This window comes from Klenkia soli (genome assembly GCF_900103975.1).
Classification (GTDB): Bacteria; Actinomycetota; Actinomycetes; order Mycobacteriales; family Geodermatophilaceae; genus Klenkia; species Klenkia soli.
This window is the reverse complement of sequence record NZ_FNIR01000006.1, coordinates 243,232-267,399: the sequence shown is the minus strand read 5'-3', so window position 1 is coordinate 267,399 and position 24,168 is coordinate 243,232. Positions and strand designations below refer to the sequence as shown.

The window sequence follows — 24,168 nt, the reverse complement described above, 5'->3', positions numbered from 1 at the left end:
GCGAGTGAGGTTAGCCTACCCAAACAGGAGCATGATCACCGGCCGGCTCGACCGGCACCACCAGCGGGGTGCCGCAGCTCGGGTCGGGCACCACCCGGGCGTCCAGGTCGAACGCGTCGCGCAGCACCTCCGGGGTGAGCACGTCCCAGGGCGCCCCGTCGGCGAGCACCCGCCCTCGACCGAGCACGACCAGCCGGTCGGAGTAGCGGGCGGCCAGCGACAGGTCGTGCAGCACCATCACCACCGTCGTCCCCCGGGTGCGGTTGATCGAGCGCACCAGGCGCAGCACGTCGAGCTGGTGGGTGAGGTCGAGGAAGGTGGTCGGTTCGTCGAGCAGGACGACGGGCGCCTCCTGGGCCAGCACCAGGGCGATCCAGGCCCGCTGCAGCTGACCGCCGGACAACGAGCCGGCGTCCCGGTCGGCCAGCGCGGCCATGCCGGTGGCGGCGAGGGCGGCGTCGACGGCGGCGGCGTCGGCCGCCGTCCACGGGCGGAACATGCTCTGGTGCGGGTGCCGCCCGCGGGCGACCAGGTCGCGCACGCTGGTCGCGGTCGGCGTGAGCGGCTTCTGCGGCAGGATCGCCAGCCGCCGGGCCACCTCGCGGGTCGGCAGCGACCGGATCGGGGCGCCGTCGAGCTCGACGGTGCCGCTGCCCGGCCTCAGCACCCGGCCCAGCGCCTTGAGCAGGGTGGACTTGCCGCTGCCGTTGGCGCCGATGAACGTGGTCACCCGGCCGGTCTCGACCTCGAGGTCCAGGCCCTCGAAGACCGGGTCGCCGTCGTAGGCCAGGGTGACGCCGCGGGCGGCCAGCGCCGTGGTCGTGGTCGTGGTCGTCATGCGGACCCTCCTCGGGAACGGGTGAGCAACCAGATGAGGTACGGGGCGCCGACGACCGCGGTGATGATGCCGACCGGGACCTCGCCGGGCAGCAGGCCGCGGGCCAGGCCGTCGCCGCCCACCACGACCAGGGCACCCACCAGCGCGGAGGCGGCCAGCGGAGGCCGGTCGGTGCGGGCCAGCCGCAGCGCGATCTGCGGGGCGACGAACGCGACGAACTCGATCGGCCCGCTGGCCGACACCGCGGCGGCCACCAGCAGCACCGCGCACAGGATCACCAGCAGGCGGTGCCGCTGCAGCGAGACCCCGAGGCCGATGGAGACCTCGTCGCCGAGCTGCCCGATGCCCAGGTCGCGCACCTGCGACCAGGCCAGCGGGGCGAGGACGACGAGGGCGGCCAGCACCGGCCACACGCTGGCCCAGGAGATGCCCGACAGGCTGCCGACCAGCCACTGCGTGGCCGCACCGGCCTCGGTGATCTGCGCGCGGGCCACCATGTACTGGGTCAGCCCGGTGAGCGCGGCCGTGGTGCCGATGCCGATCAGGATCAGCCGGAAGCTGTCGATGCCCCCGCGCCAGGCCAGCCCGTAGACCACCGCGGAGGTCACCAGCGCGCCCAGGGCGGCCATCGCGGGCAGGCCCAGCGTCAGCAGCCCCGGCGCCACGGCGTAGGTGCCACCGCCCACCACGATGGCCAGCACCGCCCCGAAGCTCGCGCCAGAGGTGACGCCCAGGATGTCCGGGGTGGCCAGCGGGTTGCGGGCGAAGGTCTGCGTGAGCGCGCCGGCCAGGCCGAGGGCGGCGCCGACCAGGATGCCGCCGACCACCCGCGGCATCCGCAGCTGGTAGACGATGAGCTCCTGGCCGCCGGTCCCCTGGCCCACCAGCACGGCCGCGACGTCGGCGACGGTCAGCGACGACGAGCCGGCGGTGATGCCGTACAGCCCGGCCAGGACCACCGCGACCAGGCAGGTCAGGGTGGCGGCCAGGACCCGACCGCGGCGGAGCGCCGGCGGGGTGCCGCGATCGAGGGTGCCGCGGTCGACGGTGGCGGTCACAGCCGGGCCATCCGGCCGCGGCGGACGATCAGCACGAAGGCGACGCCCCCCAGCACGGTGAGCACCACGCCCACCTCCACCTCCGCGGTGCCGGCGATCAGCCGGCCGACGACGTCGCAGACCAGCAGCACCACGGCACCGACCAGGCCCGAGGCCGGGAGCAGCCAGCGGTGCCCGCCGCCGACCAGCGCGCGGGCCAGGTGCGGGGCGGTCAGCCCGACGAACCCGATCGGCCCGGTCAGCGCCACCGCGCTCGCGGTGAGCAGCGTGATCGCGGCCAGCCCGACCAGACGGGCGCGCAGCAGGCTCTCGCCGAGGCCGGTGGCCAGCTCGGTGCCCAGCGCCAGGGTGTCCAGCGAGCGCATGTTGGCCACCGCGCACAGCAGCCCGAGGACGGCGAACACCAGCGCCGGGGTGATCCCGGTCAGCGAGCGGCCCGACAGCGACCCGACCACCCAGATGCGGTAGCCGGCCAGCGTGGTCTCGTCGGCCAGCACCAGGTAGGACGTGGCGGCGATCAGCAGCGCGGAGACCGCGGTGCCGGCGATGGCCAGCGGCACCGGGCTGGACAGGCCGCGGCCCAGCGCGGCGACGGAGAAGACCACGACGCTGGCGACCGCGGCGCCGACGAGGGCCAGGACGAGGGTGGCCAGCACGGAGGAGGCGTCGAACACGTAGAGCCCGATGACCACGGCCAAGCCGGCACCGGCGGTGACGCCGAAGATGCCCGGGTCGGCCAGCGGGTTGCGGGTCTGGCCCTGCATCACCGCACCGGCCACGCCCATGCAGGCACCGACCAGCAGGCCGAGCACGGTGCGCGGCACCCGCGACCCCCAGACGACGTCGCCGACGTCCTGGCTGCGGTCGACCAGCGCCGTCAGCACCGTGCCGAGCCCCAGCCGGTTGCTGCCCAGCAGCAGGCTGACCAGGCACGCGGCGGCGACGGCGACCAGCAGGGCGGCCACGGCGAGGGCCCGCCGCGGGCGTCCGGTGGTGGTCGTGGTGAGCACGACGGGGAGCTTAGGTCACCCTTGCCTTACCGTGGCCAGGGGTCGACGTCCGAGCCGGTCGTAGAGCGCGAGGTGGGCGGCTGCGGCGGTGTCCCAGTCGTGCGCCAGGGCGAGCGCCCGGCCCGCCGCGAGGCGCTCCGGGTCGCGCGCGGCCGCGGCGTCGACCAGGGCGTCGGCCAGGCCTGCCGGGTCGGTGGCGAAGGCCGCCGTCCCGCCGAAGACCTCGCGCAGCACCGGCAGGTCGCGGGTCACGACCGGGACGCCGGCGGCCAGCGCCTCCATCGCGGCCAGCCCGAAGCCCTCCTTGGTGGAGGGGAAGGCGAACACCTGCGCCCCCGCGACGAGGGTCGGCAGCTGCTCGTGGTCGACCGGTCCGAGCACGAGCGGTCGGACGCCGAGCTCGGCGGCCCGCGCGTCGACCCGGGCCCGGTAGTCGCGGTAGTCGAAGAGCGTCTCGCCGCCGGCGACCACCAGCTCGAGGTCGGGACACCGGTCGCGCAGCAAGGCCATGGCCTCGACCAGGTCCAGGGTGCCCTTGCGCGGCTCGATGCCGCCGACGGCCAGCACGTAGCGGCCCAGCCGGTCCCGCCAGCGCTGCCGTCCCGCGGCGCCGTCGGGGCCGGCCGCGACGGCGAACCGCGCGGCCTCGACCCCGTTGGGGATGACCGTCGCCGTCCGACCCCAGCCGTCCGCCACCTCCCCCGCCACGGCGGCCGACACGCAGACCAGCGCGTGGGGGGTGACCACGGCCCGCTCGTGGCAGGCGGCCAGCTCGGGGGTGGTGAACCGGTCGAGGTGGTGCACGGTGCGGACGCAGTCGGGCACGGCGTTGGCGGAGATGCAGTCCTGGGCGTGCACGACGTCGTAGTCCTCGTCGGCGAACGCGGCCCCGAGGACGGCGATCGACCGCAGGATGCGCGCCCCGACGTCCTCCCCCGGGACATCGGGGAACGGCACCAGCCGCAGGGTCACCGCGGGGTCGACCGGCCGGAAGAACGCGTCGTCCCCGCCCCGGCCGAGCGACCAGACGTGCACCTCGTGCCCGGCCCGGGCCATCGCCTCGGCCAGCGCGAGGGTGTGCACCACGCCGCCGCGGGGCTTGGTCGAGTAGGTCAGCAGCGCGATCCTCATGAGGGCCTCCTCATCGATAGGCCTCCGGGCGCAGCTCCCGCAGGTGGGAGAGCACCAGCCGGGAGCGGGCGACCTCCCCGGCCACGTCCAGGTCGGCCACCGCGAGCCCCGCCTTGGCCCAGGTGCGGGCCAGCACGTCGCCGCCGGGGCCGACCACCTTGGACTGGCCGAGGAACCGCAGCCGGCCCATCGTGCCGGTCTGGTTGGCCGACACCACGACCACCTGGTTCTCCGCCGCGCGGGCGCAGTCGTAGAGGTCGAACAGCCGGGACTGCCGGTCCTGCAGCAACCGCGGCGCCCGGTTGGTCAGCGACGCCGGCCACGCCGACAGGCAGGCCAGCAGCTGCGCGCCGTCACCGGCCAGGGTGCGGGCGGCCTCGGGGAACGTCTTGTCGTAGTCCACGAGCATGCCCAGCCGACCGACCGGGGTGTCGAAGGCGGTGAAGGCGTCGCCGGCCGAGTACGCCGCCAGCTCGCCGACCGGCTGGTGCACCTTGCGGTGCCGGCCGAGGACGCCGTCCCCGGTCAGGCAGACGGCGCTGTTGAAGAACCGGTCGTCGGCGGCCTCCCGGTAGGCCAGGCAGACCACGGTCGGGCCGGCCGCGGCGGCCACCCGGCCGAAGACGTCGTCGTCGGCGGCCAGCGCCGGCGGCAGCCCCGTCTCCCCCACCGCGTCGAACCCGCCGAGGTAGCCGCCGATCGTCGCGTCGGGGAAGACCAGCAGGTCCACGCCCTGCGCCCGGGCGTCCGCGGTGATCGCCTCCACCTTCGCCGCGCAGGCGTCGACGTCCCGGCCGAAGTGCGCGGAGACCGCCGCGATCCTCACGCCATGCGGGAGGCCGACGACGCGGCGGCCGCGGCCAGGGCGCTGCCCAGCCCGGTGCGGGTGCCCGCCGTCGTCAGCTCGGTGATCCGGTCGGCGACGAACTCGGCGTCCCGGGCGATGCCCGAGAACCGGCCCGACCCCCAGGTGTGCAGCCAGGGCAGCCCGAGCACGAACAGCCCGGGTGCGGCGGTGACCCCGCGGACGTGGGTGGGGTACCCGGCACCGTCGAACACCGGCACCCGCACCCACGACCAGTCCGCGCGGAAGCCGATCGCCCAGACCACGCTGCCGACCCGCTCGACGTCCAGGGCGGTCGGGTCCTCCTCCGGCGCCCACACCGGCACGTAGCGCGGCTCGGTCGGGGCGTCGATGCCGGCCGCGGCGATGTGCCGGTCGATGACGTCCTTGGCGCTGTCGTCGACGGCGTCGGCCCGGTCCAGGTGCGCGGTCAGGTTCGGCTCGAAGGTCAGCACGCCGTCGACCAGGCCGGTGACCGTGCCGTAGAGCTGCATGCCCTGGGCTGCGAACGTGCGCAGGTCGATGTCCCGGCCGCCGTCCCGGCCGGTGACGTAGTGGTTGGTGCCGACCCGGGCGGCCTCGCCGTCCCGGTGCTGCTCGACCGGCATGTCGTAGTGGCCCAGGTCGTGCAGCCAGGCCACGACGTCCCGCCCGCGGTACCGGCGGGCGATCCGCGGCGCGCTGCCGACCGCGAGGTGCACCCGGCGGCCCGCGAGGTGCAGGTCCTCGGCGATCTGCGCCCCGGACTGGCCGGTGCCCACCACGAGCACGTCGCCCGCGGGCAGCTGCTCGGGGTTCCTGTACTGCTGGGAGTGCAGCTGGGTGACCCGCTCGGGCAGCGCGGAGGCCCAGGGCGGGACGACGGGCAGGTGGTAGCCGCCGACCGCCAGCACCACCTGGTCGGCGTGCAGCTCGCCCGCGCTGGTCAGCAGGGTGTAACCACCCTCGGCCGCCGGGGACAGCCGGGTGACGGCGACGCCCTCGTGCACCGGTGGGTCGAACGAGGCCGCGTACGAGCGGACGTAGTCGACGATCTCGTCGCGCAGCATGAACCCGTCGGGGTCGTCGCCGGTGTAGGGCCAGCCGGGCAGCTGGCACTGCCAGTTCGGGGTGACCAGGCAGAAGGTGTCCCAGCGGGCGTCGACCCACTCGTGCGCGACCGTCTCCCGCTCCAGCACGACGTGCTCGACGCCGCGCTGCACCAGGTGCCAGGAGATCGACAACCCGGCCTGCCCGCCGCCGACGACGGCGACCGGCACGTGCTGCGGGAGTCCGGTTCGGGTGGGTGCGTCCTCGGTCAGCGTCATGCCGACACCGCCAGCCCGTAGGTGTCCGGACGCCGGTCGCGCAGGTGCCCCATCGAGCGGCGGGCCCCCGCCAGCGCCTCGCCGACGTCCACGCTGGCGACCGCCGTGCCCGGGGCGACGCCGGTGGTGGCCAGCACGTCGCCGCCCGGGCCCACGACCTTGGCGCTGCAGACGAACCGCAGCGACCCGAACGTGCCCGACTGGTTGGCCGACACCCAGACGATCTGGTTCTCCAGCGCCCGGGCCTGGTCGAACAGGTCGAACCGGCGGGTCCAGCGGTCCTGCGCCAGGTCGGCGGCCGCACCGGTGCGGGAGCCGGGCCAGGCCGACATGCAGACCACGACCTCGGCGCCGTCGACGGCCAGCGTGCGGGCCGCCTCGGGGAAGGCCTTGTCGTAGCAGATCATCATGCCGATCCGGCCGACCGGCGTCTCGAAGGCCCGGAAGCCGTCGCCGGCGGCGTAGACGTTGGACTCCCCCAGCGGCTGGTGCACCTTGCGGTGCACGCCCAGCACGCCGTCGCCGGTCACCGCGACCGCGGTGTTGTAGCGGGCGGTGCCGTCGGACTCGCAGAAGCCCGCCGTCACCACCACGTCCCCCGCGATCCGGGCCAGCCGGGCGACCTCGGGGCCGTCGACGTCCAGCGCGGGCGGGAGCGCGTGCTCGGGCAGCACCTCGGTCACCCCGTGGTCGCCGAGGGAGGCCAGGTACCCGCCGAGGGTGGCCTCGGGCAGCGCGAGCAGGCCGACGCCGCGGGCCCGGGCGTCGGCGACGAGGCCCTCGATCCGGGCGAAGGCGGCGTCGAGGTCACGGCCGAACGGGGCGGCGACGGCGGCGAAGGTGGTCACGGGTTCTCCTCGGGGGTGCGGGATGCACCGAGGCCGGTCACCGGACCGGTCAGGGCGGGGGTGGTCGAGCCGTCGGGCCAGCGCAGCTGCACGCCGGAGCCGGGGACCAGCTCGCCGCAGGTGGCCGTCGTGGCCGGGCCCGCGGGGGCGACGGCGCGGTGCGCGTCGTCGGTGGTGAGGAAGGCGGAGCCGGGGAAGCAGGTGAACCAGTCCCCGACGGTCGCGGCGTCCGGGCGGGGCACTGCCGCGACGTCCAGCACGGCGCCGCAGCCGCTGGCCTCGGCCAGCATCCCGAGGGTGCCGACCAGGCCGGCCATCGACACGTCCTTGGCCGCGGCCGGGGCGGTGCGGGCGACGACGGACCCCATCAGCTGCAGCTCGGCCGTCGTCCGGCCGGTCGTGGAGTCCCACTGCCGCCCGGTGGCGCCGGGCCGCCAGCCCCCGCCCAGGTCGGCGGTCAGCCGGACGCGCTGGCCGGGCCGGCCGCCCGAGGCCGGGACCGGCCGGTCGGTGCGGCCCAGGGCGGTCACGCTGAGCGCGGCCGGGACGCCGAGCTGGGTGTGCCCGCCGAGCACCGGCACGCCCCAGGCCTGCGACCCGGCGCGCAGACCGGCGACGACCCGGGCGGCGAAGGAGGCGTCGCGGGCGCCGATCGAGTCCAGCAGGCCGAGCGGGGCGGCACCCATGGCGGAGAGGTCGTTGACGTTGACCAGCACCCCGCACCAGCCGGCCCACTCGGGGTCACGCTCGACCATCGAGGGCAGGATCGCGTCGCAGGCGGCGACGACGTCGGTGCCGGGCACCGGGGCGCCGTCGTCCCCGACGAAGCCGGCGCCCCCGAGGTGGAGGCCGGCGAGCAGACCGCCGAGCGGTGCCTTCGTGGCCCGGGCCAGTGCGGCCAGGCGGCCGATCGGCCAGGTCATGGCGGTGTGCGGGCGGCCGGCGATCACGGTGGCCCCGGTGCTCGCCCAGCCGAGCCGGGCGAACATCCCCGCGTACCGGTCCTGCACGGTGGCGTCGAACCGCAGGGCACCCGCCTGCTCGGCGCGGGCGCAGGCGGCGGCCACCAGGGCCGGGCCGATGCCGGGGGCGCTGCCGGGGGCGACGACCAACCGCGAGCCGGTCCACCAGCCCACGTCGGCCGCGCCCGGATCCGCCGGGGCGAGCCGGACGCCGCCGAGGACCGCGCCGTCGGACCCGCGGGCCACCAGGACGACGGCGCGGGCGTCGGCGTCGGTGTCGTCGAGGTCGGTGCCGGCGAACAGACCCTGCTCCTCGACGAACGCCCGGCGCCGCAGCTCCCGGTGGGCACGCACCCCCGCGGCGTCGGCCTCCTCGAGCTGCCAGCCCGGGCGGGCGACGGGCAGCCGGTGGTCGACCAGCAGCACGTTGCGGTCCCAGGAGACCCGCTCGGTGGAGCCCTGCTCGGTCATGCGCCGGCCGCCTGGAGCGCGCTGCAGGCACCGCACGCCGCGCAGCCGGCGCCCTGGTCGGCGCCGCGCATGCCCAGGTCTCGCAGGCCCGCGGCCACCCGCGCGGTCACGTCCTCCAGCACGGCCGGGTCGGGGGCACCGACGCCGTCGGCCATCGCCAGCGTGCCGGCCAGCGGCCGGTACGGGACGACGAACGGGTAGACCCCGCGCCGGGCCAGGTCGAGCGCGCCGGCGACCAGCTCGTCTGGGTCCTCCCCCAGCCCGACCAGCAGGTAGGTCGACACCTTGTTCCGGCCGAACACCCGCACGGCCTCGGCCCACGCAGCCCGGTACTGGCTCATCGGCACGGTGGCCTTGCCGGGCATCCAGCGGGCCCGCACGTCGTCGTCCAGGGACTCGACGTGGATGCCGATCGCGGTGGCCCCGGCGTCCTTGAGCTCCTGGATGGCGTCGAGGTCCTGCGGGGCAGGGGGCTCGCACTGCACCTGGATCGGCAGGCCGGGCACGGCCGCGGTGACTGCGCGGACGCAGCGCGCCAGGTGCCGGGCGCCCCGGTCGCGGCCGTTGGTGGTGCCCGTGGTCATCACCATCTGGGCGACGCCGTCCAGCCGGACGGCGGCCTCGGCCACCTCGGCGAGCTGGGCCGGGGTCTTCACCGCGGTGGTGGAGCCGGCGGCGAGACTGGCCTCGATGGCGCAGAACCGGCAGCGGTCGGCCTCGTCGTACCGGATGCAGGTCTGCACCACCGTGGTGGCCAGGACGTCCTTGCCGTGCAGCCGGGCGAGCTGCTCGTAGGGCACCCCCTCGGCCGTGGTGAGGTCGTAGAAGCGGGGGCGCTCGATCACCTCGGCGTCGAACCCGAGGTCGGCACCGTCGAGCAGCAGCCGGCCGCCGCTGATCGAGTAGGGGCTGTCGGCGTTGAGCGGCAGCGCCGTCCCCCTGCCGTCCAGGAGGACGTGGCCGTCGTCGCTGGGGCCCGCCCCGGCCCGTCTCCGGACCGGGGCGTCGACCCGGACGCCGAGGATCGCGACGTCCACGCGGGTGCTCGTCGTCCGGGTCATGGCCGCGCGGCTCAGAGGTTGTAGGTGCTGTTGATGATCGCGCCCTTGCGGGCGTAGTGGATGAGCGCGTCCTGCACGTCGAGCGGGTGGCAGGGGATGCAGCCGGCGATCAGGTCCTCCTCGCGGAGGCCGTGCAGGCTGAGCCCGAAGCGGCAGACGTAGACCGTGCCGCCCTCCTCGATGAACTTCTCGATCTGCGAGTTGATGTTCTGCTCGCCCGGGAAGGCGGAGTCGCCGGTGGTCGGGAAGCCGCGGGTGGCCATCGCGTTCATCGCGGCCGGGCCGTAGAAGTACAGGACCGACTCGTAGCCCTTGCGGAGGGCGCGCAGCGCCTGCAGGCAGGCCACGAAGCTGACCGACGACTCGTGCGCGATGCCGTGCACCAGGGTCAGGTAGCTCTCGCCCTCGCCGGCCTGGTAGTCCGGGAAGATCTTGGTCGAGCCGTAGAGGTTGCTGCCCTTGGGCAGCGAGGGGTGCGGGATCTCGGCCAGGCTGGCCTCGGCGTTGGCCTTGATCTCCTCGGGCGTGGCAAGGGGCGTGGTCACGGGGCGTCCTCCTGGTTGTGGGTGCTGCGGGTCAGGTCAGGCGGTGGAGCTGCTCGAAGTTGCGGCGGAACACCAGGTCGGCGAGCTCGCCGTCCCCGGTGGCCGCCGCGAGGCGGGCGTGTTCGCCCTCGAAGTCGCCCCAGGGCTGGTCGGAGGCGAACAGCACGCGGTCGTGGCCGATGCCGTGCCGGTCGATCTCGGCGGCGAACCAGCGCGGGGCGAAGCCGATGGCCCAGCTGGTGTCGGTGTAGACCCGCTTGCCGGCGGCGACCCAGGCGAAGAACTTCTGCCCGATCAGCTTGATGTGGCCGCTCATGCCGCCGCCCATGTGCACCAGGTGGACAGCGACGTCGTCGGCGTACCGGTCGACCAGCTGGCCGACCTCGTCGACGTCGCTGGCCGCGCCGGGGCTGGTGTGGACGTGGACGACGAGGTCGTGCTCGCGGGCTGCGGCGAAGATCGCGTCGAGCTGGGGGCGGCAGTCGTCGTCGGTGGCCCGGCCGCCGAGCAGGAAGGACAGCTTGAGCGCGCTGACACCCCGCTCACCGGCCAGCGCGAGGGCCTTCTCGGTGGCGACGGCGTCCTGCGGGCGGGGGCTGGTCCACAGCCCGGCCCGGATCCGCTCGTCGGTCTGCGCGGCCTCGACGACCAGCTCGTTGAGCGCGAACGACGCCGTCGGGTCGGGCACCCCGTAGTTGGGGATGACCAGCGCGAACTCCGTGCCCTCGGCATCCAGGTCGGCCCGCAGCTCGGCGATGGTGGCCCGCGCCGTGGTGTCCGGGTTGACCGGCGGGCCGCCGTAGAAGGGGAACGCGGGCAGCACGCCGAGGTGGCGGTGCGCGTCGTGCACCCGCTGCCGGGCCCCCGTGGTCATGGGGAGAACCGTCGTCCCGGGGTGTGTCGCCCGGGTGACGTCCGGAACGAGATGCCGTTACGTCTGCGACCCCGCCAGACCCGCAGACGTCGGCACCGTTTCCGTCCCCGCACCGCTACCCCCACCGGGGCGCCGCGGGGTCATGCCGGGGGCGGCGAGGGCCGCGAGGACGGCGACCGCGGCCAGCGCCCACCACGTGTACCGGAACGCCGTCCGGGCCGCGTCGAACCCGACCGGGGTGCCCAGGACGGCGACGACGAGGCTGACCCCGAGCGCCGTGCCGATCTGCCGGCTCATGTTCACCACCGCGCTGCCGGTGGCCGCCCGGGCCGGGGGCAGGTCGGCCGTGGCCGACGACAGGATCGACGGCAGGGCGAACCCGACCCCCACGCCGCCGATCAGCCACCCGGGCAGGAGGTCGCCGACGTAGTCGGGGGTGGGCCCGACCGACGCGGCGGTGAGCACTCCGCCGGCCCCGAGCAGCACGCAGCCGAACGCCACCAGCCACCCGACCGGGAACCGCCGGGCCAGGCGGTGGGAGACCGCGGCGAAGACCGGCACCATGAGCGGGCCGGGCGCGATGGCCAGGCCCGTGCGGATCGCCGAGTAGCCCCACACCTGCTGCATCCAGAGGATGTTGGTCAGCAGCGCGGCGGCGAAGGGCACGGCGAACAGCAGCGAGGTCGCGTTGGCCCAGACGAAGGCGCGCACCCGCAGCAGGGCCGGGTCGACCACCGGCGAGGCGTGCCGCCGCGAGCTGAGCAGGAACCCGCCCAGCGCCACGACGCTGACCACCCACGCCGCGCTGGTGCGGGCCGACCCCCACCCCCAGTCGGGGCCCTCGACCAGCCCCAGGGTGAGGGCGCCGATGGCGAGGGCGAGCAGGACCGCACCCCGGACGTCGGGCAGGGACGACGCGGCCTCGTCGCGCGAGCGCGGCACCAGCAGGGCGGCGCCGACCAGCGCCACCGCGCCGATCGGCAGGTTGACCAGGAACACCCAGCGCCACGAGGCCTCGACCAGCACGCCGCCGACGGCCGGGCCCAGCGCGGCGGCCACCGCACCGGTGCTCGCCCAGATCCGCACCGCCCCGGCCCGCCGCTCGGGCGGCACCGACGCGATGACCAGGCCCAGGCTGGCCGGGGTCAGCAGCGCGGCCCCCACTGCCTGCACCGCCCGGAAGGCCACCAGCCACCAGACCCCGTCGGCGGCCGCGCAGGCCGCGCTCGCCGCGGTGAACACCCCGAGGCCGAGCAGGAACCCGCCCTTGCGGCCGTACCGGTCGGCGATCCGGCCCGCGGGGACCAGCAGCGCGGCGTAGACGATCGCGTAGGCGTTGAGCACCCAGGACAGCTGCGACAGCGTCGAGCCGGTGAAGTCGGCGCCGATGTCGTCGAACGCGACGTTGACGATGAAGACGTCCAGGCTGGCCACGAACGCGGCCACCGAGAGCACGGCGAGCACGAGCGACGTGCGCTGGCTAGGGTTGGGCACAGCCAGCAACGTAGAGGTCTGGCTCCGGTCAGCACAAGCCAGGAGGCACTGTCGTGGACCAGCACACCGCCGTCCTCGAGGGCGGGCTCGCCGACCGCAGCCGGTGGCGGGACGAGGCGTGCCCCGTCCGCTCCGCGCTGGACGTCGTCGGCACCCGGTCGGCCATGCTGCTGCTGCGCGAGGCCTACTACGGCACGCGGCGGTTCCAGGACTTCGCCGCCCGGGTCCGCATCACCGACGCCGTGGCCGCGGCCCGCCTGCGCGAGCTGGTCGAGGTCGGGGTGCTCACCACGGTGCCCTACCGGGAGCCCGGCACGCGGACGCGCCACGAGTACGTGCTCACCGACTCGGGCCGCGACCTCCTGCCGGTGGTGCTCGGCCTCTTCGCGTGGGGCTCGCGGCACCGCACGCCCGACGGCCGCGGCCCGCTCGAGCTGCACCACCGCGACTGCGGCGGCGCCGTGCGGGTCGAGGTGCGCTGCGAGCACGACCACCCCGTCCCGCTGGGCGAGCTGGCCGTCTCCCCCGCCCGCGGCTCGCGGCTCAGCCGCGGGGCAGCAGGCGGTGCAGCTGGGTGACGTGCCGGGGCTCGAGCTCGGCGATCGAGCTGACCCCCAGCAGGCGCATGGTGCGCACGACCTCCGACCGGAGGATCTCGATGGTGCGGTCGACGCCCTGGCGCCCGCCGGCCATGAGGCCGTAGAGGTAGGCCCGGCCGATCAGGGTGAACGAGGCACCCAGCGCCATCGCGGCGACGACGTCGGCGCCGTTCATGATCCCGGTGTCGACCATGACGCAGGCGTCGTCGCCGAGCTCCTTGCGCACGGCCGGCAGCAGGTGGAAGGGCACCGGGGCGCGGTCGAGCTGCCGCCCGCCGTGGTTGGACAGCACGATGCCGTCGACCCCGGCGTCCATCAGCTTCGCGGCGTCGGCCACGGACTGCACGCCCTTGACCACGAGCTTGCCCGGCCACATGCCCCGGATGACGTCGAGGTCGTCGTAGCTGATGGTCGGGTCCATGGCCATGTCGAGCAGGTCGGCCACGGTGCCGCCGGTGGTCGACAGCGAGGCGAACTCCAGCTTCGGGGTGGTCAGGAAGTCCCACCACCACCAGGGCCGGACGGCGGCGTTGAGCACGGTGCCCGCGGTCAGCTGCGGCGGGATGGAGAATCCGTTGCGCTTGTCCCGCAGCCGGGCCCCGGCGATCGGGGTGTCGACGGTGAACTGCAGGGTGTCGAACCCGGCGGCCGCGGCCCGCTCGACCAGGCCGTAGGAGATCGACCGGTCGCGCATCACGTAGAGCTGGAACCAGTTGCGGCCGCGCGGGTTGGCCGCCTTCACGTCCTCGATCGTCGTGGTGCCCAGCGTGGACAGGGTGAACGGGATGCCGGCGGCACCGGCGGCACCGGCCCCGGCGCTCTCGCCCTCGGTCTGCATGAGCCGGGTGAACCCGGTCGGCGCGATGCCGAAGGGCAGCGCGCTCGGCCCGCCCAGGACCTGCACCGAGGTGTCGACGTCGACCGCCGGGCGCAGCACGTCGGGGTGGAACTCGACGTCGGCGAACGCCTGGCGCGCCCGGGCCAGCGACAGCTCGCCCTCGGCGGCGCCGTCGGTGTAGTCGAACGCCGCCCGCGGGGTGCGGCGCTTGGCGATCGTGCGCAGGTCGGCGATGGTCAGCGCCGACTCCAGCCGGCGCTTGCGGCCGTCCAGCTCGGGCTTCTTGAACTTCACGAGCTCGAGCAGCTCGGCGGGTCGGGGCGCCTGACGGCGGGTCGGGGACATCACAGCACCTCGCGGGTGTCGGGGACGGGGATCCGGTGGGTCACGCGGTGCGCTCCCCCTGCGCGGTGGACCGGCGGGCCATGGAGGACTCCCGCACCACCAGCACGGGTTCGTAGACGATCTGCTCGTGCACGTGGTCGTCGCCGGCCTCGGCCAGCAGCAGCTCGGCAGCCCGGCGGCCCATCTCCTGCCGGGGCTTGCGCACCGAGGTCAGCGGCACGGCCGCGGCCGCGGCGAACTCGATGTCGTCGTAGCCGACGATGGCGCACTCCTCGGGCACCCGCACGCCGTGCCGGGTCATCTCCTGCAGCACGCCGAGGGCCAGCAGGTCGTTGGCGCAGATGACTGCGGTCGGGCGCACCGCAGCGGGCATGCCGACGATCTGCGCGGCCGCCTCCCGCCCGGTGGCGACCGTGAGCACGTCGGGGGCGAAGACCGTCAGGGAGTCCTCGTCGCCCCACTGGTCGCGGACGGCCGCGACCACGCCCGCGTGCCGCTCCTCGATCTGCGGGAGCCCCGACGAGCCGCCGACGAAGGCGATGCGCCGGTGGCCCCGCTCGATGAGGTGGTCGGCCGCCAGGCGCCCGCCCAGGACGTCGTCGACGGCGACCGAGCACTGACCCGGGCCCGTGGCCCGACGGTCGACCAGCACGACCGGCACACCCCGCCGGCGCAGCGAGTCCAGGTGCGGCGCCAGGTCGGCCGTGGGCGTGATCAGCACCCCCTGCACCCGCTGCTCGGCGAGCAGGTCGAGGTAGGCCGACTCCTTGGCCGGGCGGTCGTCGGAGTTGCAGAGGATCACGGCGAGGCCGGCGTCGTCGGCCACCTCGGACACCCCGCGGGCGACGTCGGTGAAGAACGGGTTGGCGATGTCCAGGACGACCAGGCCCAGCGTGCGGGAGGTGCCGGCGCGCAGCTGACGGGCCGACTCGTTGCGCACGAAGCCCAGCTCGGCGATCGCGGCGAGCACCCGCTCCCGACTGCCGACGCTGACCTGGTCGGGCCGGTTGAGCACGTTGCTGACCGTGCCCAGCGAGACGCCGGCACGCCGGGCGACGTCGCGGATGCTGGCGGACACGGGGCTCCTCGGGGCAGGTCTGCAGGACCCCGGACGACGGCGCGCCGGTGGTCGAGGTCACGTCATCGTCGCACGGATATGAAACGTGTCAACCACTGCATACCGGCTCAGATCTCGCTCAGATCACGCATCGCTGTGGTGCTTGACACGTGTCCGGGGACGCTCTTATGGTCTGCGCCACACGTCGGATGAACCGTTTCACAGCCGCTCCGACGCACCACGTCATCGAGGAGGACCGGGCATGGCCACCGCCGCCCCGCACGACCCGCTTCTCGTCCTGGACCGGGCCGAGAAGAGCTTCGGGGCGGTCCGCGCCCTCGTCGACGGCTCCATCACCCTCTACCCGGGCGAGGCGCACGCCCTCCTCGGCGAGAACGGGGCCGGGAAGTCCACCCTGGTGAAGATCCTCGCGGGCGTGCACCAGCCCGACGCCGGGTCGCTGGTCGTCGGCGGCGCACCGGTGGTGTTCGCCGGCCCCTCCGACGCCCGCGACGCCGGTGTCTCGATCATCTACCAGGAGCCCACGCTGTTCCCCGACCTCACCGTCGCGGAGAACATCTACATGGGCCGCCAGCCCACGGTGGCCGGTCGGCGCATCGACCGGCGCGCGATGAACGCCGCCGCGCGGGAGGTGTTCGCCCGCCTCGGGGTGGTCCTGGACCCCTCGCGGCCCGCCCGCGGGCTGTCGGTCGCCGACCAGCAGATCGTCGAGATCGCCAAGGCCCTGTCGCTGAACGCCCGGGTGCTGGTCATGGACGAGCCGACCGCCGCGCTGACCGGCGTCGAGGTCCGACGGCTGTTCGACGTGATGGAGACGCTGCGCGCCGAGGGCGCCGCCGTCATGTTCATCAGCCACCGGCTCGAGGAGGTCTACGCCAGCTGCCAGCGCGTCACGATCATGCGCGACGGCCGGTTCGTCCGCACCGCGCCGATCGACGAGGTCACCGTCGACGAGATCATCCGGTCGATGGTCGGCCGGGACCTCGACGCCCTGTTCCCCAAGACCACCACCGAGCCCGGTCAGGTCGTCCTCGACGTCGACGGCATGAGCGAGGACGGCGTGTTCTCCGACATCTCCTTCCAGGTGCGACGGGGTGAGATCGTCGCCCTGGCCGGTCTGGTGGGCGCTGGGCGCAGCGAGGTGGCCCGGGCCGTCTTCGGCATCGATCCCCGCACGACCGGGACGGTGTCGGTGCTCGGCGAGGTCCTCCCCGCCCACCGACCGCGCGCCGCGATGGCCGCGGGCATCGCGCTGGTGCCCGAGGACCGTCGTCAGCAGGGCCTGGTCATGGACCTCCCGATCGACCAGAACATGGCGCTGGCCTCCCTCGGCCGGCTCGCCACCGGGGGTCTGCTGCGCCGGTCGGCCGAGCGGAAGCTGGCCGCCGACTGGGCCCGTCGCCTGCAGCTGAAGTTCGGCAGGCTGGGCAACCCGGCGTCCACGCTGTCCGGCGGCAACCAGCAGAAGGTCGTGCTGGGCAAGTGGCTCAGCCGGGACCCGCAGCTGCTCATCATCGACGAACCGACCCGCGGCATCGACGTCGGCACCAAGGCCGAGGTCCACCGCATCATCGACTCCCTGGTCGCCGCCGGCATGGCCGTCCTCATGATCTCCTCCGAGCTCCCCGAGGTCCTCGGCATGGCCGACCGCGTCCTGGTGCTCCACGAGGGCCGGATCACCGCCGAGCTCTCGCGGGCCGACGCGGACGAGGACTCGATCATGCGCGCGGCGTCCGGCCTGACCTCTGGAGCCACAGCGTGACCGCGACCCTGCCCCGTCCCACCCCCGCCGGATCGACGCGGACCCCGGTGGGCGCCCGCCTCGGCGGTCTGCTGCGCGCCCGGGAGACCGGCATCGCCCTGCTGATCGTCGTCGTCTTCGTCGCGGCGACGGTCAAGAACGACGCCTTCGCCAGCGCCAACAGCATCCAGCAGCTGCTGCTGGGCGCCTCGCTGATCGCCCTCCTCACCGTCGGGCAGACGATGGTGATCGTCACCCGCAACGTCGACCTGTCCGTGGGGTCGGTGGTGGGCATCTCGGCCTACGTGGTCGGGATGACCTTCCGCGACCACCCCGGCACGCCGATCCTGCTCGGCTTCGTCGTGGGCATCGCGGTCGGCGCCTTCTTCGGCGCGGTGAACGGTGCCGTCGTCACCCTGTTCCGGGTCCCCAGCCTGGTGGTGACCCTCGCCGGGCTGTACGTCATCCGGGGGCTGGACGGCCTCCTCGTCGACGGCGTGATCATCAACCCGCAGTCCATCCCGCGGGGCTTCCAGCGGATCGGGTTCGAGACCGTGCTCGGCGTCCCGGTCCTGTTCCTCCTGGTGCTGGTCGTCGTGCTGGTCGCCGCCTACGCGATGCGGTCCTTCCGGTCGGCCCGCGACCTGTACGCCATCGGCTCCAACCCGGACGCCGCCGAGCTCGCCGGCATCCCCACCCAGAAGCGGGTCTTCACCGCCTTCCTGGTCAGCGGTTCCCTCGCCGGCCTCACCGGCGCCCTCTTCGTCGCGCTGTTCGCCCAGGTCGACGTCACCGCCGGGCGCGGCTACGAGTTCCTGGTCGTCGCCGCGGTCGTCGTCGGCGGGGTCGCGATCTTCGGCGGGAGCGGGACCGTGATCGGCGCCGCGCTGGCCGCCGTCCTGCTCAACACGATCGACCAGGCCCTGGTCTCCAGCCGCATCTCCGGCTTCTGGACCGATGCCATCGCCGGCGCCCTGCTGCTGGCGGCCATCGCCTTCGACCGCTCGCTCAGCCTCCGCATCGCCCGCAAGCTGCGGACCCAGGAAGGAGCCCACCGCGATGTCTGAGACCGCGGTCCACGCCGAGACCCCCCGGGACAGCGGGCCCGCGCCCACCTACGAGGGCGTCGACACCGCACGCCCGCCCCGGTGGCGCCTGGCCCTGCGGTGGGAGACCGCCCTGGTGGCGATCCTGCTGCTGACCTTGCTGATCGGGTCGAACGGGTCCGCCCGGTTCTTCACCGGGACGACGTTCTTCTTCGCCGGGCTGAACATCGGCGAGATCGCCATCATGGCTCTCCCGCTGCTGATGATCGTCCTGATCGGCGAGATCGACCTGTCGGTGGCCGCCATGCTCGCCCTGTCCGGGGCGGTCATGGGCGTGCTGTGGCAGTCGGGCACGTCCTTCGGCGTCGCCGTGGCCGCCGCCCTGGTGACCGGGCTGGTCGGCGGCGCCCTCAACGGCTACCTGATCGCCTACCTGGGGCTGCCGTCCATCGCGGTGACCATCGGCTCCCTGACGCTCTTCCGCGGCATCGCCCAGATCATCCTGCCCAACCCCACCACCACCCCGTTCCCCACCGAGGTGGCCACCCTCGGGGTGCTGCCCATCCCGGGCACGCAGGTCCCGTACTCGATCGCGGTGTTCACCGTCCTCGCCGTCGCGACCGCGACCTTCGTGCACGCCACGCCCTCGGGCCGGTCGCTCTACGCGATCGGGCTCCAGCCCGAGGCCGCCGAGTTCGCCGGCATCCGGGTCACCCGCGTGCGGTTCGAGCTCTTCGTCCTCTCCGGGCTCGTCTGCTCCCTGGCCGGCGTCCTGTTCGCCCTGAAGAACTCCTCGGCGAGCTACTCGGCCGGGTTCGGTCTCGAGCTCACCGTCGTGGCCGTCGTGCTCTTCGGCGGCGTCTCCATCTTCGGCGGCCGCGGCACGGTGGCCGGGGTCGTGCTGTCCCTGGCGATCGTGGCGGTCCTGCAGCAGGCGCTGACCCAGCAGCAGGTCCAGGCCGAGGTGCAGAACATCGTCACCGGCGGCCTGCTGCTGGCCAGCGTCCTGGTGCCCAACGCCGCCGCCGCCGGCCGGCGGGTCCGCACCGCGCTGCGCGGCCGGGGCCGACCCGCCCCACCGCCGCCCACCCCCGCACCCACCCCCTGACCGGGACGGTCCGGCCCCGGTCGGACCTCCACCCCTGCACCACCCACCCCTGCACCACCCACCCCAGCACCACCCGCACCGCACCACCCGCACCGCAGGTCCTGGCCACCGGCCGACGTCGAGGCACCGATGCACCGACGCCTGAGCACCACCTCCGAGGAGAGCAGCGATGAAGCAGCACAACTTCACCCGGCGACGGCTGGCCGCCGTCGCCAGCACGGTCCTGGTCGGCGTGACCCTGGCCGCCTGCGGGTCCAGCTCGGACGGCGGCAGCGCCTCCTCCGGCGGGTCCGGCGACGGCACCCTCCAGGAGGGCCTGAACGTCTACTTCATCCCGAAGGACACCCAGAACCCCTACGAGGTCCTCGCCGACCAGGGCGGCCAGGCCGCGCTCGAGGAGCTCGGCGGCACGGTGACGATCAGCAGCGGCACCGAGGCGACCGCCGCGGCCCAGATCCCGTCGATCCAGGCCGCCATCCAGGCCCAGGCCGACGCCATCGTCATCGCGGCGAACGACCCGCAGGCGCTGTGCCCCACCCTGCAGCAGGCCGACTCGGCGGGCATCGCCATCGTCGCCTTCGACAGCGACTTCAGCTGCGACGGCTTCGACCACCTGTTCATCAACCAGGCCGACACCACCACGATCGGCACCGCCGAGGTCGACCTGCTCGTCCAGAACATGGGCACCGACAGCGGGCAGATCGCCATCCTGTCCGCCGCCGCGTCGGCGACGAACCAGAACGCCTGGATCGACGCGATGAAGACCTACATCGACGAGAAGTACCCGAACCTCGAGCTGGTCGACACCGTCTACGGCAACGACGACCCGGCGACCTCCCTCACCGTGCTGCAGGGTCTGCTGTCGGCCTACCCCGACCTGAAGGGGATCATCTCGCCCACCACGGTCGGCATCTCCACGGCGGCGCAGTACCTCTCGAACAACCCCGACGTCGCCTCGCGGATCACCCTGACCGGCCTGGGCCTGCCGTCGCAGATGCGCGAGTACGTCAAGAGCGGCGTCGTGAAGAGCTTCGCCCTCTGGAACCCCACCGACCTGGGCTACCTCGCCGGCTACGCGGCGGCCAACCTGGCGTCGGGCACGACCAACCTCGACACCGGCGCCACCTTCGACGCCGGTCGACTGGGTTCCTACACCGTCGACGCCCCGGCCGGTGACACCGGTCCGTCGGTCGTCCTCGGCCCGCCGACCACGTTCGATGCGACCAACATCGACGACTTCGACTTCTGAGCCGACGTCGCTCGGGTGCGGGGGCCGCCGTCCGCGGCGGCCCCCGCACCACCCGACACCACCCCACCGGGAGACAGGTCCGTGCCCCGCTACTGCTTCCTCCTCCAGGTCCGCCCGGAGATGCTGGACGAGTACTCCCGCCGCCACGCCGCGGTGTGGCCCGAGATGACCGCGGCCCTGGCCGAGTCCGGGTGGCGCAACTACTCGTTGTTCGCCCGCCCCGACGGCCTGCTCGTCGGCTACGTCGAGGCCGACGACCTCGACGCCGCGCAGGCCGCCATGGAGGCCACCGAGGTCAACGCCCGGTGGCAGGCCGAGATGGCCCCCTTCTTCACCGGTCTGGCCGGACGGCGCCCCGACGAGGGGCTGCTGCTGCTGACCGAGGTCTTCCACCTGGAGGACCAGCTCGACCCCACCACGACCCGCGCCCGAGAGCAGGACACCCGATGACCGACCTCCGCACCGCAGCCCTCGACGTGCTGCGGACCCAGACCATCGAGCTGCCGTCGTGGGCGTTCGGCAACGCCGGCACCCGGTTCAAGGTCTTCAGCACCCCGGGCGTCCCCCGCGACCCGTTCGAGAAGATCAGCGACGCCGCCCAGGTCCACCGGGTCACCGGGGTGGCCCCGCGGGTGTCGCTGCACATCCCCTGGGACCTGGTCGACGACTTCGGGAAGCTCGCCCGGCACGCCGCCGACGAGGGTGTGTCGATCGGGGCGATCAACTCCAACCTGTTCCAGGACGACGCCTACAAGCTGGGGTCGATGACGCACGCCGACCCGGCGGTGCGGGCGAAGGCCGTGGCCCATCACGTGCAGTGCATCGACGTCATGCGCGCCACCGGGTCGACCGACCTGAAGATCTGGCTGCCCGACGGCACCAACTACCCCGGTCAGGACGACATCACCGACCGGCAGGAGCGGCTGGCCGACTCCCTGCAGCAGGTCTACGCCGAGCTCGACCCCGGGCACCGGCTGATCCTGGAGTACAAGTTCTACGAGCCGTACTTCTACACGATGGACATCCCCGACTGGGGCACCTCGCTGCTGCACTGCCTGGCCCTCGGCGACCAGGCGAAGGTCGTGCTCGACACCGGCCACCACGCCCCGGGCACCAACATCGAGTTCATCGTGGCGCAGCTGCTGCGGGTCGGGCGGCTGGGCGCGTTCGACTTCAACTCCCGCTTCTACGGCGACGACGACCTCATCGTCGGTGCCGCCGACCCGTTCCAGCTGTTCCGGATCATGAACGAGATCGTGCGGGCCGGCGCCCTGGCACCGGACTCCGGCGTCAACTTCATGCTCGACCAGTGCCACAACATCGAGGCCAAGATCCCCGGCCAGATCCGCTCGGTGATGAACGTGCAGGAGGCCACCGCCAAGGCGCTGCTGGTCGACCGCGACGCCCTGCGCAGCGCCCAGCGCGACGGCGACGTCCTGGGTGCCAACGGTGCCCTGATGGACGCCTACAACACCGACGTCCGCCCCCTCCTGGCCGAGCTGCGGGAGTCGCAGGGGCTGCCGGCCGACCCGTACCGCGCCTACCTGTCCTCCGGCCACGCGGAGCAGGCGGCCGCCGAGCGCGTCGGCGGCCAGCAGGCCTCCTGGGGCGCCTGAGCGCGCCGGCCCCGCCCACCGCACCCCTCCACCGATCCTGAGGACGACGAACGTGACGAACCCCGTGGTCAGCGAGCTGCTGCAGCGCTCCAACGCTCTCGGCGCCGACCCCCGCAACACCAACTACGCCGGCGGCAACACCTCCGCCGCCGGCACCGACACCGACCCGGTCACCGGGCAGCCGGTCGAGCTGCTGTGGGTGAAGGGCTCAGGCGGCGACCTGGGCACCCTGACCGAGCCCGGCCTCGCCGTCCTCCGGCTGGACCGGCTGCGCGCCCTGGTCGACGTCTACCCCGGTGTCGACCGCGAGGACGAGATGGTCGCCGCGTTCGACTTCTGCCTGCACGGCCGCGGCGGCGCCGCCCCCTCGATCGACACCGCCATGCACGGCCTGGTCCGCGCGGCGCACGTCGACCACCTGCACCCCGACTCCGGCATCGCGCTGGCCACCGCCGCCGACGGCGAGGAGCTCACCCGCCGCTGCTTCGGCGACCGCGTGGTGTGGGTGCCGTGGCGCCGTCCCGGGTTCCAGCTGGGCCTGGACATCGCCGCGCTGGCCGAGGCCAACCCGCAGGCGATCGGCGCCGTGCTCGGCGGGCACGGCATCACCGCCTGGGCCGACACGAGCGAGCAGTGCGGGGCCAACAGCCTGGAGATCATCCGCACCGCCGAGGCCTTCCTGGCCGAGCACGGCCGCCCCGACCCGTTCGGCGCCCGGCTGCCCGAGTTCGAGCCGCTGCCGGAGACCGAGCGGCGGGCCCGCGCGGCGGCGCTGCTCCCGCTGCTGCGCGGGTTGGCCTCGACCGACAAGCCGCAGGTCGGCCACCTGACCGACACCGACGTCGTCCTGGACTTCCTGGCGTCGGCCGAGCACCCCCGGCTGGCCGCGCTGGGCACCTCCTGCCCGGACCACTTCCTGCGCACCAAGGTGCGCCCGATGGTGCTCGACCTGCCGCCGACCGCTCCGCTCGAGCAGGTCACCGAGCGACTGCGCGAGCTGCACGAGGCCTACCGCGCCGACTACGCCGCCTACTACGAGCGCCACGCCGAGCCCGGCAGCCCGGCGATGCGCGGGGCCGACCCGGCGATCGTGCTGCTGCCCGGCGTGGGCATGGTCAGCTTCGGCGCGAACAAGCAGACCGCCCGGGTCGCCGGCGAGTTCTACGTCAACGCGATCAACGTGATGCGCGGCGCCGAGTCGGTCTCGACCTACGCCCCCATCGACGAGGTCGAGAAGTTCCGGATCGAGTACTGGTCGCTCGAGGAGGCCAAGCTCGCCCGGATGCCGAAGCCGAAGCCGCTGGCCTCCCGGGTCGCGCTGGTCACCGGTGCCGCCTCCGGCATCGGCAAGGCCATCGCCGAGCGGCTCGCCGCCGAGGGCGCCTGCGTCGTCGTCGCGGACCTCGACCTCGCCAAGGCGCAGGAGGCCGCCGCCGGCATCGGCTCGGCCGACGTCGCGGTCGGGGTCGCCGCGGACGTCTCGGACGCCGCCGCCGTGGCCGCCGCGTTCGCCGACGCGGTCCTGGCCTTCGGCGGGGTGGACCTGGTGGTCAACAACGCCGGGCTGTCGATCTCCAAGCCGCTGCTGGAAACCACCGAGCGCGACTGGGACCTGCAGCACGACGTGATGGCCAAGGGCAGCTTCCTGGTCTCCCGCGAGGCCGCCCGGGTGATGATCGAGCAGGGCCTGGGCGGCGACGTCGTCTACATCTCCTCGAAGAACTCGGTGTTCGCCGGGCCGAACAACATCGCCTACTCGGCGGTCAAGGCCGACCAGGCGCACCAGGTCCGCCTGCTGGCCGCCGAGCTCGGCGAGCACGGCATCCGGGTCAACGGCATCAACCCCGACGGCGTGGTGCGCGGGTCGGGCATCTTCGCCGGCGGCTGGGGCGCCAAGCGGGCCGCGGTCTACGGCGTGCCCGAGGAGGAGCTGGGCGCCTACTACGCCCAGCGCACCCTGCTCAAGCGCGAGGTGCTGCCCGAGCACGTCGCCGACGCCGTGTTCGCCCTGACCGGCGGCGAGCTGACCCGCACCACGGGCCTGCACGTCCCCGTCGACTCCGGCGTCGCCGCCGCCTTCCTCCGCTGACCGCCCCGGAACCCCA

General features: G+C 74.1%; 22 protein-coding genes. 8 read left to right on the top strand and 14 right to left on the bottom strand.

Annotated elements, in window-relative coordinates:
* Positions 1-10: 10 nt before the first annotated feature.
* Genes BLS67_RS11520 through BLS67_RS11465 form a run of 12 tightly spaced genes read right to left on the bottom strand, consistent with a single transcriptional unit; the run spans position 11 to position 12,443 of the window.
* Entirely contained in the window at positions 11-838 is an 828-nt protein-coding gene (locus BLS67_RS11520) for an ABC transporter ATP-binding protein (protein WP_091244858.1), read from the bottom strand.
* On the bottom strand, positions 835-1,896 hold the full coding sequence (locus BLS67_RS11515) for a FecCD family ABC transporter permease (RefSeq protein ID WP_091244855.1): 1,062 nt from the start codon (positions 1,894-1,896) through the stop codon (positions 835-837). Before BLS67_RS11515 ends, BLS67_RS11520 begins: the two co-directional genes overlap by 4 nt.
* Entirely contained in the window at positions 1,893-2,906 is a 1,014-nt protein-coding gene (locus BLS67_RS11510) for a FecCD family ABC transporter permease (protein ID WP_207500499.1), read from the bottom strand. The genes BLS67_RS11515 and BLS67_RS11510 overlap by 4 nt, the downstream gene beginning before the upstream one ends.
* A gap of 15 nt (positions 2,907-2,921) precedes the next feature.
* Positions 2,922-4,037: an MSMEG_0565 family glycosyltransferase gene (locus tag BLS67_RS11505; protein ID WP_091244854.1), complete on the bottom strand. Its 1,116-nt coding sequence runs from the start codon at positions 4,035-4,037 to the stop codon at positions 2,922-2,924.
* A 10-nt stretch (positions 4,038-4,047) separates the two neighbouring features.
* On the bottom strand, positions 4,048-4,863 hold the full coding sequence (locus BLS67_RS11500; protein WP_091244851.1) for a carbon-nitrogen hydrolase family protein: 816 nt from the start codon (positions 4,861-4,863) through the stop codon (positions 4,048-4,050).
* Positions 4,860-6,188: an MSMEG_0569 family flavin-dependent oxidoreductase gene (locus tag BLS67_RS11495; protein WP_091244849.1), complete on the bottom strand. Its 1,329-nt coding sequence runs from the start codon at positions 6,186-6,188 to the stop codon at positions 4,860-4,862. Before BLS67_RS11495 ends, BLS67_RS11500 begins: the two co-directional genes overlap by 4 nt.
* Positions 6,185-7,036 (bottom strand): carbon-nitrogen hydrolase family protein, encoded by an 852-nt coding sequence (locus tag BLS67_RS11490; protein WP_091244847.1) that lies wholly within the window; start codon positions 7,034-7,036, stop codon positions 6,185-6,187. The genes BLS67_RS11495 and BLS67_RS11490 overlap by 4 nt, the downstream gene beginning before the upstream one ends.
* Positions 7,033-8,469 carry an MSMEG_0567/sll0787 family protein gene (locus BLS67_RS11485; RefSeq protein ID WP_091244844.1) on the bottom strand — a complete coding sequence of 479 codons (1,437 nt, stop codon included), beginning with the start codon at positions 8,467-8,469 and terminating at the stop codon, positions 7,033-7,035. The genes BLS67_RS11490 and BLS67_RS11485 overlap by 4 nt, the downstream gene beginning before the upstream one ends.
* Entirely contained in the window at positions 8,466-9,506 is a 1,041-nt protein-coding gene (locus tag BLS67_RS11480; RefSeq protein ID WP_242654004.1) for an MSMEG_0568 family radical SAM protein, read from the bottom strand. Before BLS67_RS11480 ends, BLS67_RS11485 begins: the two co-directional genes overlap by 4 nt.
* A 35-nt stretch (positions 9,507-9,541) precedes the next feature.
* Positions 9,542-10,075: an MSMEG_0572/Sll0783 family nitrogen starvation response protein gene (locus BLS67_RS11475; RefSeq protein WP_207500498.1), complete on the bottom strand. Its 534-nt coding sequence runs from the start codon at positions 10,073-10,075 to the stop codon at positions 9,542-9,544.
* A 31-nt stretch (positions 10,076-10,106) separates the two neighbouring features.
* Positions 10,107-10,949 carry an amidohydrolase family protein gene (locus BLS67_RS11470; RefSeq protein WP_091244837.1) on the bottom strand — a complete coding sequence of 281 codons (843 nt, stop codon included), beginning with the start codon at positions 10,947-10,949 and terminating at the stop codon, positions 10,107-10,109.
* A 57-nt stretch (positions 10,950-11,006) separates the two neighbouring features.
* On the bottom strand, positions 11,007-12,443 hold the full coding sequence (locus BLS67_RS11465) for a DHA2 family efflux MFS transporter permease subunit (protein ID WP_242654003.1): 1,437 nt from the start codon (positions 12,441-12,443) through the stop codon (positions 11,007-11,009).
* A gap of 53 nt (positions 12,444-12,496) precedes the next feature.
* Between BLS67_RS11465 and BLS67_RS11460 the strand changes: the two genes are divergently transcribed.
* Positions 12,497-13,021: a winged helix-turn-helix transcriptional regulator gene (locus BLS67_RS11460; protein ID WP_091244831.1), complete on the top strand. Its 525-nt coding sequence runs from the start codon at positions 12,497-12,499 to the stop codon at positions 13,019-13,021.
* Here BLS67_RS11460 and BLS67_RS11455 read toward each other — a convergent pair.
* Together BLS67_RS11455 and BLS67_RS11450 are read right to left on the bottom strand one after the other, a co-directional pair.
* Positions 12,987-14,225, bottom strand: a complete 1,239-nt coding sequence (locus tag BLS67_RS11455) for an alpha-hydroxy acid oxidase (RefSeq protein ID WP_091244827.1) — start codon at positions 14,223-14,225, stop codon at positions 12,987-12,989. The two genes, BLS67_RS11460 and BLS67_RS11455, sit on opposite strands and share 35 nt — an antisense overlap.
* Positions 14,226-14,265: 40 nt before the next feature.
* Complete coding sequence (locus BLS67_RS11450; protein WP_207500497.1) at positions 14,266-15,303, bottom strand: LacI family DNA-binding transcriptional regulator; 1,038 nt, start codon at positions 15,301-15,303, stop codon at positions 14,266-14,268.
* A gap of 241 nt (positions 15,304-15,544) precedes the next feature.
* Between BLS67_RS11450 and BLS67_RS11445 the strand changes: the two genes are divergently transcribed.
* The 7 genes from BLS67_RS11445 (at position 15,545) to BLS67_RS11415 (ending at position 24,152) form a co-directional block, all read left to right on the top strand.
* Positions 15,545-17,065, top strand: coding sequence for a sugar ABC transporter ATP-binding protein (locus tag BLS67_RS11445; protein ID WP_091244824.1), 1,521 nt, complete (start codon positions 15,545-15,547; stop codon positions 17,063-17,065).
* Positions 17,062-18,111, top strand: coding sequence for an ABC transporter permease (locus tag BLS67_RS11440; RefSeq protein ID WP_091244821.1), 1,050 nt, complete (start codon positions 17,062-17,064; stop codon positions 18,109-18,111). The genes BLS67_RS11445 and BLS67_RS11440 overlap by 4 nt, the downstream gene beginning before the upstream one ends.
* Positions 18,104-19,198, top strand: a complete 1,095-nt coding sequence (locus BLS67_RS11435) for an ABC transporter permease (protein ID WP_165617547.1) — start codon at positions 18,104-18,106, stop codon at positions 19,196-19,198. The genes BLS67_RS11440 and BLS67_RS11435 overlap by 8 nt, the downstream gene beginning before the upstream one ends.
* 169 nt (positions 19,199-19,367) lie before the next feature.
* Positions 19,368-20,447 carry a substrate-binding domain-containing protein gene (locus BLS67_RS11430; RefSeq protein ID WP_091244817.1) on the top strand — a complete coding sequence of 360 codons (1,080 nt, stop codon included), beginning with the start codon at positions 19,368-19,370 and terminating at the stop codon, positions 20,445-20,447.
* An 81-nt stretch (positions 20,448-20,528) separates the two neighbouring features.
* On the top strand, positions 20,529-20,897 hold the full coding sequence (locus tag BLS67_RS11425) for an L-rhamnose mutarotase (RefSeq protein ID WP_091244814.1): 369 nt from the start codon (positions 20,529-20,531) through the stop codon (positions 20,895-20,897).
* Positions 20,894-22,063: an L-rhamnose isomerase gene (rhaI, locus tag BLS67_RS11420; RefSeq protein WP_091244811.1), complete on the top strand. Its 1,170-nt coding sequence runs from the start codon at positions 20,894-20,896 to the stop codon at positions 22,061-22,063. Before BLS67_RS11425 ends, rhaI begins: the two co-directional genes overlap by 4 nt.
* Before the next feature lie 52 nt (positions 22,064-22,115).
* Positions 22,116-24,152, top strand: coding sequence for a bifunctional aldolase/short-chain dehydrogenase (locus BLS67_RS11415; RefSeq protein ID WP_091244809.1), 2,037 nt, complete (start codon positions 22,116-22,118; stop codon positions 24,150-24,152).
* Positions 24,153-24,168 lie beyond the last annotated feature (16 nt).